Origin of the sequence: Bartonella sp. AP30XZML (assembly GCF_042195945.1) — a bacterium.
Classification (GTDB): domain Bacteria; phylum Pseudomonadota; class Alphaproteobacteria; order Rhizobiales; family Rhizobiaceae; genus Bartonella.
Map to the genome: position 1 here is coordinate 66,178 of NZ_JBHIPJ010000103.1, position 12,280 is coordinate 78,457.

Here is a 12,280-nt window from a genome sequence, read left to right on the forward strand (position 1 = left end):
ATTTTATGTTTTCTGTAAATTTTCATGATTGAGCATATTCCTTACAGATCTTCGTTCTGTTATATACTCTATAATGCCATTGGCAATTTCTTCATCATCTGTTACTACAACATCAGCACCTAAATCAATGAGATATGTTGTTTCTGTGTCGGATAATGCATGTGTGATTATCTGGATATCTTTCTTCATATCACGGATATTCACGATACATTCTCCTACTTCAATGGTACTTCGCATTGTAATAACAACTTTATGTGCATTATTTATATTTGCTGCGTTCATTATTTCTTGTTGAATGATATTGCCGCAAATAGCCTCAAAGCCATCTGCAATCGCTTTATCAGAGAGGCGTTTTGATTCTTCTACGATCACTATAGGTTCACCTCTATTTATTAAAGATAATGCAACACACTTACCGATACGACTATAGCCAATAATTACGATATGGTTGTTTTTTAAGGTCATCGGTAAAAAATCTTGGTCAGGATCTTGTGGATCAATATCAATAATTGTTTGGGTATTTTGTGAAGATGCAGAATTTTTTTCTAGACGTTTTTTAATTTTATTACAGGCAATGAAAACAAGAGGATTGAGCAAAATAGAAAAAATTGCTCCTCCAAGAATTAAATCATGAGCGTCATTGTTTAAAAGTCCTAAGCTTAAACTTAAACCAGCAAGGATAAAGGAAAATTCTCCGATTTGGGCAAGGCTTGCAGAAATAGTCAAAGCTGTTGCATTAGAATAGCGAAAAGCTTTAACGATGAAAAAGGCAACAGCAGATTTTCCGATTACGATAATGAATAAGGTTGCTAAGAGAGGGAAAAAATGAGTTAAGAGTTTCTCGGGGTCAAATAACATGCCTACAGAAACAAAAAAGAGAACAGAAAAAGCATCGCGCAGTGGTAAAGATTCTTCCGCGGCACGGTGGCTTAATTCTGATTCGCTCATGACCATACCAGCGAAAAAAGCACCAAGAGAAAGAGAAACTCCAAATAAATGAGCGGCTCCGAAAGCTACTCCTAATGCAATAGCAAAGACGCTAAGACGAAATAATTCACGTGATCCCGATTGTGCGCTCATTTTTAAAAGCCATGGGATAACGCGTCGCCCAATGACGAGCATAAGTGCAATAAATACAATTACCTTCAGGATGGTGAGACCAAAAATACCCCAAATACTTAAATCCAACCATTGAACAAGAGGATCCAACGCTTCTTTTTTGCTATTGCTGAGGGCACTTGCCAAGGAAGGGATGAGGACAAGTATAAGGACCATTGCTAAATCCTCAATAATCAACCATCCAACGGCAATGCGTCCTTTTTCTGTTTCAATAAGATGACGCTCTTGCAAAGCACGTAGCAGGATAACGGTACTTGCTATGGATAAAGCAAGACCGAAAATCAAACTACCACTAAAGCCCCATCCCATAATCAGACCAAGGCACAAACCTAGAAAAGTAGAAAATGCCATTTGTGCAATAGCAGCGGGGACAGCAATAGCTTTGACAGATAAAAGGTCTTTTAATGAAAAGTGGAGCCCAACACCAAACATCAGCAAAATAATACCAATTTCAGCAAGTTGATTAATGATGACGGAATCTATTTTAAATCCGCCTGTATTGGGTCCCACAATAACACCAGCTAACAAATAGCCTACAAGGGGGGAAATACGTAAACGGCTAGCAATCATTCCCAAGAGAAATGCTAAACATAAGCCTGCAACAATAGTTGTGATAAGTGGTGTGTCGTGGAGCATGGATTATTTACTATTCTTGATCAAAAAGCGAATGAATGAAAACGACTATATTTCTATGAGAAGAGAGGCGAGATGTACCATACGCATTAAAGGGCATTTTTATTTCACTTTGATATTTGCACGATTATTTCGCTCACGCCACCAATTTCCTAGCAGGAGTAAAATAGGAGCAGCAATAAAGATAGAGGATGATGTTGCAATAATAATCCCAAAGACCATGGGTAATGCAAAATTATGAACAGCACTTCCACCCCATATCGCCATGGGGAGCATCGCAAGAATTGTTGTGGCTGATGTAAAAAAACAACGTACAAGAACCTGATTAATTGACAGATCAATCAGCTCGCGCAACGGCATTTTTTTATAAAGACGCATATTTTCGCGCATCCTATCATAGACGACAACTTTATCATTTATAGAATATCCAACAATTGTTAAGAGTGCGGCGATAGCCGTTAAATTAAAATCAAATTGAAATAAAGCAAAAAAGCCAATCATTTTTGTGGTGTCTAGAATGAGAGTGATAATTGCTCCAATGGCAAAGAACCACTCGAAGCGTAACCATATATAGAGAGACATGGCAATAGCCGCAAGAATAACAGCAGTAAAAGCAGCTGTGGCAAGCTCACCTGAAATTTTGGGACCAACAACTTCTATTTGATCGAATGTGGTATCGGGATAGATATTTTGTACAGCTGTTTTGACCTTATCAATGGCGGTGGTTTGTTGTGCTTCGCCACCGCTTTGTTTCTGCATGCGAATTAATACGGTATTTTCGTTATCAATATTTTGCAAGGTAACTTCACCAATATTAAGAGTAGAAAGCTTGGAACGCAGAGTTGCTAGATCTGCTGGTCCTTTCGTGGTAATACTCATTTGGCTTCCGCCAATGAAATCAATACCAAAATTCAATCCAGGCTTAAAAAAGAGAAAAACTGAAGCCATTGATAAAACAATTGAGACGCCAATACCAATGAAACGTGCTTTCATAAAGTGGAAAGTTGTGTTTTGTGGCATGATGTTGAAAGCAGAGTGAATATGCAATTTTTTAATTTTCCATTTACGAACAATCCAAATCATGATGATGCGTACAATGGTGATATTTGTAAACATGGAGATGATAATACCAAGCAACATTGTTACGGCAAAACCACGAACGGGACCGGTCCCGAACCAAAATAGTAAGACGGTCGCTATAATTGCTGTAACATTTGCATCAACAATGGTTGCAAAAGCATGTTTAAATCCACGATCTAGGGCTGCAAAAGCACCCACACCTTTTCGACTTTCTTCACGGATACGTTCATTGATAAGGATATTAGCATCAACGGCAATACCGATGCCTAAAATAATACCAGCAATACCAGGCAGCGTAAGCGTAGCTCCCAAAAGACTCAGTGCAGCAAATGTTAAAATTGTGTGCAGAGCTAGTGCTATATTGGCAATTAATCCCCAAATACGATAGAGAAGAAAAATAAAAATTGCAACAAGAATAAAGCCAATTATGCCGGTGTAAAGTCCCATTTGGATAGCATCAGCACCAAGATTTGGACCTACGGTTCTCTCTTCAATGACTGTGAGTGGTGCGGGGAGGGAACCAGCACGAAGCAGAGCAGCCAGAGTTGAGGCTTCTTTGGGGTCAAAGTTTCCTGTAATTTGACCTTGTCCATTGGGAATGACACTATTGATGGTCGGAGCGGTTAAAACCTTATTATCCAGAACAATGGCAAAAGGACGGTTAATATTTTGTCGTGTTATATCGGCAAATATTTTTGCGCCAGCGGAATCTAGCGTAAATGAAATAATGGAACGTCCTGGTATTTGGGGGTCAAAACCTGCACGGGCATCTTTCAGGACATTTCCATCTAAAGCAATTTGATCATAAATTGCATAATGTTGTGTTGCATCAGTGTATCCAGGGAGAATAGAAACACCTATAGGGGGATTATTGGGGTCCACATTAGAAGGAACAAGATGAAAACTCATCTTAGCGGTTGTTCCTAAAAGATCACGCAGTTGTTTTGGATCTTGTAGTCCAGGCAATTGGACCATAATACGATCATTTCCGACCTTTTGGATGGCTGGTTCTGAAACACCAACTTGATCTATACGACGACGGATGATTTCTAAGCTTTGTTCAATAGCATTGCTGACACGGTCTTTTATACTAGCTTCTGTTAATGTGACGCGGAGAGTTTCATTTTGAGCACTGATCATGATGTTATGTTCTGTTGTGCCAAAGCTACTGTGTATGGGGGTTATTAATGTTTTCAAAGCAGAGAGTGCTTTTTCAGTTTGCGATGGGTCAGAAATAAGGGCAATAACGCTATCTTCAACAATACGCACACTTGAGGTGCGGATTTGTTTTTCACGCAATACATTGCGCACATTGCTTAAAACTATATGTAACTGATCGCGTTTTAACGTTTTGCTATCAACCTCGAGCAGGAGAGAAGAGCCTCCTTGAAGGTCGAGACCAAGTGCTACACGGGTGTCGGGTAAGAATTTCGAGTTTTTAACTTGTTCGTGTGAAAATAAATTGGGTAAGGCAACATAAATGCTGCTTAAAAGAATAAAACAATAAAGGGTAGTTAACCAACCAGGTGTACGCATGATATATTCCGTAAATAGGCAATCTAACAGTTATTCAAAGTTAAAAGCACAAGCAAAATAAGATGATCGTTTTTATATTCAAGGAAGAGAATTAAGTGTGTTTATTGGGAGGAGCGCGTTTATTTGAGAAATATTGTGTTTTAACGTTACGAAATCGTGTGTCAACAGCTGGAATCTTTATTAAAAAGAAATCCAATGTTAGGATTTTTTGAAAGGTTCTCATAAAAATAGATTCTGTATGGAGTGTTACAAGTTTTTTGTTTTCAGTTGTGGTAACATTCACCTGATCACACTTATGATGTAAATCAAATCTATTCGTTTTAATGACATTATTGGTGTGTGATGGCTTGATTAAATAAGCACGCGTTTCTAGGTTGCTCGTCAAGAATACACCTAAACTGGATAGAAAAATCCAGGTTGTCAAAGGAAGAAAATCTTCTTTTTTGCAATAAAGGTGCAAAAAAAACATGCTAGAGTGCCTTCTTTAATCTTATTGAGTTCAGCTTATTTATCATTCTTTTATCTTATTACCAGTATTATAGGATAAGGGAAAGCTTTTATAAGATTATTCTATAAAAGTTGAAAATATCTACTTTATACCATATTTAAAAGAGAAAAATAAAATCCCTTTTGTGCTCATAAGGTAGATATGTATTCATTTTGTAGAAAAAACATCCACATACTTTTCCTTCTTTTGGGGATTATCTTTGTATTTAATTCTGGTGCATGGGGTAATAAGGGGGCACAAAATACAATTGTCGAACAAACGATAGCTTCTTATTCAGTTGATGAAATTATTCTGCAACAACAGTTGATTATTAAGACTCTTGAAGAAAATACTGAAACTTTAAAAAGAGATTTTGACAGAAAGCCAGAAGATGAGCGTGCTTTAGAAGAATTACGGTTACGTGCACAAGATATCAGTGAACGTGCTATTGAGGCAGCATTTGTTTTGCGTCCTCCTCTTAATGAGATTAATACACTTCTTGATCAATTAATGGAGCTCCATCGTGACGTGAAAAAACTGAAAAGCTCAGTGAAGGAATATTCCTATTTGATAGAGCAAAAAGCTAAAATTAACAGTATCATGCTTCGTTTTGAAGCAATTTTCTTAGCGGCAAATAGAATAGCTGAACTTTCTATTTCTCAATCTCGGGAGCTTTTTAAACGCACGCTTACGTATAGGCTTGAGTTTTCGATTCCGATGGTTAAACATCTCGTCCAAAAAACAAAAGAGGCTTCATCAGATTTTCTTGTGTTGTTAAATTCTTGGTGGAATTTTATATTTTACTTCAAGTTTTTACAACTATTTCTTTGCTTTTTAATTCCACTTTTTATTACTTTGGGACTTTCGTATTTTTCTCAAAAAGTTCTTGTTCATGTGTATTGCCACTTTATGAAATCTAATGAGGAAATATCTTATTTACAACGCTTATTGATCGCCTTTATTTCAGTTCTCTTACCTTCACTTGTATGTATTCTTTGCGTTTATCTTGTGTTGTTTTTGTTTCGTAGTTTTAACTTAGATCCAGGTAAACTTACAACAGTTTTTGATATGATAGGTTGTCAAATTATTTTATTATTTTTAATCAATCGATTAGCTGTTGTTCTTCTATCATCGAATAGGCCCCATGTGCGTCTTCTCAGTATTGCACCATCGTCTGCTTATCAATTAGTGATTTTACTCACGTCTTTAGGGGGTATTTTGGCATTTGACGCTGTTCTTGATAGTATTTATCAAATCATTTCAGCGCCTCTATCTTTGACAATTGCTAAAAGTTTTATTGCTGTTTTTCTTGTAGCGATATTGCTATTTATAATATCATTTGTACCTTTGCGGTTTAGACGTAGGCGTGTTCAAGAAGAAAAAAAAGAGCCATACTTTTGGCCATTTTATATACGCATTCCTCTTATTGGCTTGGGGTTACTGCTCTTTGTATTGAATTTTTTAGGTTATGTTGGACTTGCGCGTTTTATTACGCAGCAAATTATGATTGATGGAGCATTTTTAGTTCTCATGTATTTAGGAATACAAAGCGCTCAAGCACTTGGAACTAAAGACCAATTTATGAAAACAACGGTTGGTCATCTTTTGATGCAGAGGTTTCATTTAGAAGAAAAAACGATGAATCAATTGGGAGTTTTTATGAGCGTTTTTCTCAATTTATTTGTTGTTATATTTTGTGCAATGCCAATTGCTGTACAGTTTGGATTTTCCTATTCTGATTTAAAAGCAGTTTTGTGGCAATCGGTGACCGGTTTTCAGATTGGAAATATTAGTCTTTCTTTGATTTCTCTTGTAACAGGAATTATTTCTTTTTGTGTTTGCTGGTTTCTTATTCGCCGATTTATTGGTTGGTTAGATAATGTGGTGTTGGTTCATGGAGAGTTCGATTCTGGTATACGTAATTCTATCAAAACAGTGATAAGTTATGGAGGCGTTGTTGTATCTGCTTTGACCGGATTATCAATGGCAGGTTTGGATCTTAGAAATTTCGCTCTTATTGCTGGAGGACTTTCACTTGGTATAGGTTTTGGTTTACAGAATATTGTCCAAAACTTTGTCTCTGGACTTATTATTTTAGTTGGAAGACCATTTAAAATAGGAGACTATATAGAATCTGGATCAGTAGGGGGGGTTGTTAAGCGTATTAGTGTGCGTGCAACGGAACTTGAGACCATTCAGCGTAAGACGATTATTATTCCCAATTCAAGCCTTATTAATAACAACGTTAGTAATTGGACACGACGTAATAAAGTAGGACGAATTGATATACCAGTTACTGTATCATCTAAGGTTGCTCCAGAGCATGTTGCTGAAATTTTGTTAGAGATTGCTTCTGCGACAGAAGGCGTTTTAAAAAATCCTATCCCACAGGTAAGTTTTACAGCATTTGATCGTAAGAGTTTTTCCTTTAATTTGGCTATTTATGTGCCTAATATTACCTCATCTTCTCATGTAACCAATGCTCTTCGATTTAGCCTATATAAGCGTTTTGCTGAGGAAGGAATCTTAGAATGCTAAAATATACTTATATTTTGATTACAGTTATTCTATTAAGTATTTTTACCATAACAGCTTTTACTGCAACAGTGAAGAATACTGATTTAAAGATACAATCTCTTATTGTTGTTGAAGGAAGTATACCTTCAAAAATTTCTTTAAATACTCATCAAACAATTACAATTTGTATGAAGGGATGTTTTATAACTTTTCCTAATAAAGACCGTTTTGCAATAAAGGCAGATGATATTATAGAAATCAGTAGGGGAAGAGCAATTTTTAAATAAAATGATTGAGAATTTTTGTTTGGGGACAAGCTTTAGAAGGATAATGATATTGTCGTATTAATAATCTCATCCTTTAGAAAATGGTAAAAAAAAGTATGATTTTAGTATAAAATAGATGCTTTTTTATACTATGTAGAATCTACAGTATGCATTTTGGATGTAAGAATATTGAGGTATTTATAATATTGTCAATAAACATCGATTCTCTAAAAATAATTACATCATTTTTAGATTTTTTTGCGGTATTTTTGATACAAAATGTTTTATACTTCATCCTTTTAAAAATATAATATGTATTTTTATTAAATATTTATTATTGAAAGTATTCATTATTCTAATATTTTAAAATTTATTTGATAATATTAAATTTTGGTGTAATAATATATTATTATAGTGTAAATTTAAATGTAAATATAAAGGAGTACATGCAATTTTACAGCATAAGATTTTATAAAACTTTGTTTTTCTAAATGTGATTTTTGATTATATAAATTTAGCAATGGGGTATAATTTTATGAATACAAAATTTATAACAGCATCTGTTTTTTCTTTGATTTCACCTTCTATAGTACAGGCTGCAGATGTGGTGGCTCACGAAGAGCCATTACATGTTGCCTCAGAAGTTGTTGCTTCTTCACCTTTTTCTTGGGCAGGTTTTTATTTCGGGGGGCAAGTTGGTGGCTTTTCAAGTAAGACTTCTGCAATAACGCGTGATGTTGATATTCCTCTCTATCCCGATGAGGAGAGTAAAAGTAAACCATGGGTGCCTGTCGAGAAGCAGTATATGCCTGAGCTTTCTGGATTTATAGGTGGTTTTTATGCGGGTGTTAATTTTGATCTCGGTAATAATTTTATTGTGGGGATTGATACGGATATGCTTTTAACGGAAAAAAAGGATACAAAAACAAGATTTCAGGCTGATGAAACGAGTGCAGGTGGTCCTGACACTGGTGGATCGGGCACTGAAGGATCGGGTACTGAAGGATCGGGTACTGATACTGAGGAATTAGGTACAGAAGGAAAAAGTCGAAAAAAGGCAAAACTTGTCAGAAGACAGGGTAGAGACTTTTCTCGCTCTTCTGCAGAGGATAAAGAAGAGAAAGACAGTTTAACGTTTAATCATACGTTAAAACAAAAATGGACAGGTGCTACACGGGTGCGTGTTGGGTTTTCTGCGGGGCATGTGATGCCTTATATTGCTGGTGGTGTTGCTTATGGACAGTTTCAAGATATTTTGTCGACAGTAATTACGGGAGGTGAGCCATTTAATAGGACATCGGATGTAACAAAAACGATGATTGGTTATACTCTCGGTGGTGGTGTTGATTTTGCAATGACAGACCATCTTGTTGTGCGTGCGGAATATCGTTACTCAGATTTTGGTAAAAGGAAATTTAAAGACGAGATTGAAGTTAAGTATAAGACGAATGATTTTCGCGCAGGAATAGCTTACAAATTCTAATTTTGTAGGATAAAGGAGCTTAAATTTAAGAGGTCCTATTTCTTTGATAGGGCCTTTATTTTTTAATTTTATGCATTGTAAACACTATTTTATGGTGAAAAAAAAGGGGGCTTTGACTTTGAGTGAGAATGAGGAGGTAAGGAAGAGTTACTCAGATTCTTAATTGTTAAGAATAAAAAATTTTTAGTTCACGAGGTGTGGTTGAAACATTTGTTGGCAAAGAAGGATTGCTTCTTATTACAGTTATCACTTTATAATACCGTTATAGAGTTGCAAACAGTAAACTTAAAGAGAGTTTTTACTATCTAAGTAATGAGAAAATAAAGAAAATTTACATAGAGTGGTGCGGACGGCGTGTACGTTTGTGCAACAATTTTTTCTTCCCTTAGAACTCTCTACAATATCACCTGATAGCACAGTTTATCTTTTTTCTGTTTAATAACTAATTGTTTTTATTTTATTTTATTTATTAAATTGCCTTTTATATATAATCTTGGTACCAGATGAAAGTGCTCCAAGTGCAATTCAAAAGGTGGTTTTTAAAAGGTGGTTCGAAGAACGTGATAGACTGTCTATCTTATCTGTAAAAAATCTATCTAAAGGAAAATATGCTGACAGAGCTGGTTTATGGCTTATCAAAACTACACCAGATCAAGGATGATGGGTTTTTAGGTTTGACCTCAATAAAAGACGACGAGAAATGGGATTAGGCTCTTGTCGCAATGTATCTTTAAAAGAAGCACTGTTCAAAGCTTTAGCTTGTCGTGATCGTTTAGATCAAAGAATTGACCCGATTCGCCGAAAACAAAAAGAAAATTTGCGTCGAGCAGGGGGGATTTCTTTACGAGAAATTGCCTCTAGTGCTTTTGAAGCGAAAAAAAACGAATTGAAAAATGAAGGAAAAGCAGCAAGCTGGTTAACACCTCTTGAGTTACATGTTTTTCCTAAACTTGGTGATACGCCAATCATTGAACTGACGCAAATTGATATAAAAGGATGCATTTCTTCCATTTGGAAGACAAAAAACGAAACAGCAAGTAAAGCTCTATCCCGCTTGAATATAGCTATAAAACATGCGGCGGCACTTGGTATAGATGTGGATATGCAATTAAAAGCAAAAGCTTTATTAGAAAAGTTTATTCAAAATACCCAAAATATTCCAGCTATGCCATGGAAAGAAATGCCTAAGTTTTTTCAATCTTAAAATGATGAGCTTGTATCACATCTAGCTTTAAAACTTCTTATTTTGACGGTTTTTTGTTTTATACCAATCAGGCATATTCGATCAGAAGAGATTTATGGATCAATATGGATTATCTCAAAAGAAAATATGAAGAGAATTGTTGGAAAGGTTTCTGATTTTCATGTGCCGCTTACAGCTGAAGCGCTTGCTGTTATTGAAAAAGCAAAAAATAGAAAAAATGGTTTTTTATTTGCTGAGAGTTTTGAAAAGCCTATATCTGATGTAGCACTTTCTAAATTCATGAAAGACAAAGGTTTTGATTATAGACTTCATGGTTTCAGATCGATTCTGTGGGACTGGATAGCAGAGACAACGTCAGCACCATTTGAAATTGCAGAATCTGTTCTTGCGTATTCAGTTGGGAATTCAGTGACAAAGGCTTACATGCGGACGGATTTTTTAGAATAGCGCCGTGCCCTCTTAGAACAAGGGGCGTCTTTTATATCCGGAGAGGCTTGATAATTGTTATGTCTATTGTCGCGTCAGGTGTCTAAGAAACACTTAAGCGATTAGCGGATAGATTACGATATAATCTCTCTTTCCTCGCTTTAAAAGCGGGGAGGGGGTAAAGCTTTCAGTTTTTGGTTAGCCACTGTTTAAAATGTGCAAAGACATTGTCTATTGCATCCATAAGACGAGCAAAATAAAGGATAACCATAAAGAGGGATGAATGCCATCCATTTTATCAAGCGAGACATCATTTTCACGCTTTTGTAGGTCATGATGATTTCTTGAAGTATTTCTTTTTCTGCTTCTGTAAGCTCTATATCGTCTTGTGTTTTTTTTTCTAGCCATGTTTCCACCCACACAAGCGTTCACCTAGATTATTTTGCTTTAAGATCTCTCTTGCTAAGTTTGAACTGATGGTGTTCAGATCTTTCTTGTCTAAATAAATTGGCAACCAGCCAACACAAGAAGAAGCATATTTATTTGTTGCGCAACCAGTCAGAGAGAGCAGCACGCACATCAGCATCACTTTTTTGATTAACTTCACTTTCCACCTCCAGCNCAAGATTGCCACTTTTTATCCGATAGCGTGCGTTTTTATGGTCGACATGGCTAATCTTCCCCACCACAACCATATTTGCTACACGTCTCTTTAGATCTGTGATCTCTTTATCGCGCCGCTCTAACATGTCCACCTTCAATTTTATGGTATTTGTCTTCGTTTCCCACACCTGTTTCTGGTTCAAAGCTTAAGAAAGGTTCAACGATTCTTGCTGTTACACTGCCTTCTTCTTCATCCATGTTGGGGATATTGGTCACATAAATGGCTTCAAAGGTTAAAATTGCACCATGGAGCGCTAGGGCGCCATTATCGCCAAAGGCAAAAGCAATATTTTGCAGGCGGCATGTCTCAACGGTGTTGTTAAGATTGGGATTGGCATAGAAAATCTCTTCAACTTCCCATGCTAATTGGTCAACAAAACGTGCGCCATCTTCACATGTCGCATAACATTCAACATCTACTGTTAAAACACGCCGTCTTACTCCATAATCATAGCCATCTTCAATTGTTTCACTTTGTGTTGAGATATTAATAGCTGGCATTGCTTCAATAAATAAATTGAAGTCACGCATATTGAAAACATTGTCACCAGCTGCCGTCTTTGCTGCTTTGATCAACGCAACAAAGCTTTCCCTTATCGTCTCTCGCGGATGCATGGAGGCTCCTGTTATTTAACATTTATCCTTTTCTTTATATTAGTATCATGTTATGATACGTAAAAGAACGAATAAAGGTGATTTGGTGATTGAATCTTTTGCTGATAAGCGGTGTAAAGATCTTCTAGAAGGCAATCCGCCCAGAGGCTTTCCCACCACTCTAGTGCGTATAGCCCAAAGAAAATTGTTTATGCTCGATAAAGCAGTTGATCTTAAAGATTTGCGCAGTCCTCCAGGAAATCATTTAGAAG

General features: G+C 36.3%; 8 protein-coding genes and 2 pseudogenes. 4 read left to right on the forward strand and 6 right to left on the reverse strand.

What is annotated here, in order from left to right; all coding sequences use genetic code 11:
- Positions 1-3: 3 nt before the first annotated feature.
- The 3 genes from ybaL to ACFIL2_RS07675 all read right to left on the reverse strand — a co-directional run bounded on the left by ybaL (position 4) and on the right by ACFIL2_RS07675 (position 4,837).
- Positions 4-1,755, reverse strand: a complete 1,752-nt coding sequence (ybaL, locus tag ACFIL2_RS07665; protein WP_375629655.1) for a YbaL family putative K(+) efflux transporter — start codon at positions 1,753-1,755, stop codon at positions 4-6.
- 99 nt (positions 1,756-1,854) lie between these two features.
- A complete protein-coding gene (gene secD, locus ACFIL2_RS07670) occupies positions 1,855-4,368 on the reverse strand; it encodes a protein translocase subunit SecD (RefSeq protein WP_375629658.1) in 2,514 nt (837 codons plus the stop codon).
- 91 nt (positions 4,369-4,459) lie between these two features.
- The gene (locus tag ACFIL2_RS07675; protein WP_375629661.1) at positions 4,460-4,837 is read right to left on the reverse strand and encodes a hypothetical protein; all 378 of its coding nucleotides are present in this window, start codon (positions 4,835-4,837) and stop codon (positions 4,460-4,462) included.
- Positions 4,838-5,017: 180 nt separating this feature from the next.
- Here ACFIL2_RS07675 and ACFIL2_RS07680 point away from each other — a divergent pair, with 180 nt between their 5' ends.
- From ACFIL2_RS07680 to ACFIL2_RS07695, 4 genes and pseudogenes are all read left to right on the forward strand, one after another.
- The gene (locus ACFIL2_RS07680; RefSeq protein ID WP_375680277.1) at positions 5,018-7,393 is read left to right on the forward strand and encodes a mechanosensitive ion channel family protein; all 2,376 of its coding nucleotides are present in this window, start codon (positions 5,018-5,020) and stop codon (positions 7,391-7,393) included.
- A complete protein-coding gene (locus tag ACFIL2_RS07685) occupies positions 7,387-7,659 on the forward strand; it encodes a hypothetical protein (protein ID WP_375680276.1) in 273 nt (90 codons plus the stop codon). The genes ACFIL2_RS07680 and ACFIL2_RS07685 overlap by 7 nt, the downstream gene beginning before the upstream one ends.
- Positions 7,660-8,173: 514 nt before the next feature.
- The gene (locus ACFIL2_RS07690; RefSeq protein ID WP_375629670.1) at positions 8,174-9,121 is read left to right on the forward strand and encodes an outer membrane protein; all 948 of its coding nucleotides are present in this window, start codon (positions 8,174-8,176) and stop codon (positions 9,119-9,121) included.
- A gap of 532 nt (positions 9,122-9,653) precedes the next feature.
- Positions 9,654-10,772, forward strand: a pseudogene (locus ACFIL2_RS07695) (tyrosine-type recombinase/integrase).
- Positions 10,773-10,938: 166 nt separating this feature from the next.
- Here the strand turns inward: ACFIL2_RS07695 and ACFIL2_RS07700 are convergent.
- From ACFIL2_RS07700 to ACFIL2_RS07710, 3 genes and pseudogenes are all read right to left on the reverse strand, one after another.
- A pseudogene (locus ACFIL2_RS07700) lies at positions 10,939-11,173 on the reverse strand (hypothetical protein).
- Positions 11,174-11,290: 117 nt separating this feature from the next.
- Positions 11,291-11,500 carry a hypothetical protein gene (locus ACFIL2_RS10510; RefSeq protein WP_404977385.1) on the reverse strand — a complete coding sequence of 70 codons (210 nt, stop codon included), beginning with the start codon at positions 11,498-11,500 and terminating at the stop codon, positions 11,291-11,293.
- Positions 11,481-12,029: a hypothetical protein gene (locus ACFIL2_RS07710; protein ID WP_375681719.1), complete on the reverse strand. Its 549-nt coding sequence runs from the start codon at positions 12,027-12,029 to the stop codon at positions 11,481-11,483. Before ACFIL2_RS07710 ends, ACFIL2_RS10510 begins: the two co-directional genes overlap by 20 nt.
- Positions 12,030-12,280 lie beyond the last annotated feature (251 nt).

Coding starts and splice junctions, on each gene's coding strand:
- ACFIL2_RS07680 (WP_375680277.1), top strand. CDS start 5,018: ATGTATTCATTTTGTAGAAAAAACATCCACATACTTTTCCTTCTTTTG.
- ACFIL2_RS07710 (WP_375681719.1), bottom strand. CDS start 12,029: ATGCATCCGCGAGAGACGATAAGGGAAAGCTTTGTTGCGTTGATCAAA.
- ybaL (WP_375629655.1), bottom strand. CDS start 1,755: ATGCTCCACGACACACCACTTATCACAACTATTGTTGCAGGCTTATGT.
- ACFIL2_RS07675 (WP_375629661.1), bottom strand. CDS start 4,837: ATGTTTTTTTTGCACCTTTATTGCAAAAAAGAAGATTTTCTTCCTTTG.
- ACFIL2_RS07685 (WP_375680276.1), top strand. CDS start 7,387: ATGCTAAAATATACTTATATTTTGATTACAGTTATTCTATTAAGTATT.
- ACFIL2_RS07690 (WP_375629670.1), top strand. CDS start 8,174: ATGAATACAAAATTTATAACAGCATCTGTTTTTTCTTTGATTTCACCT.
- secD (WP_375629658.1), bottom strand. CDS start 4,368: ATGCGTACACCTGGTTGGTTAACTACCCTTTATTGTTTTATTCTTTTA.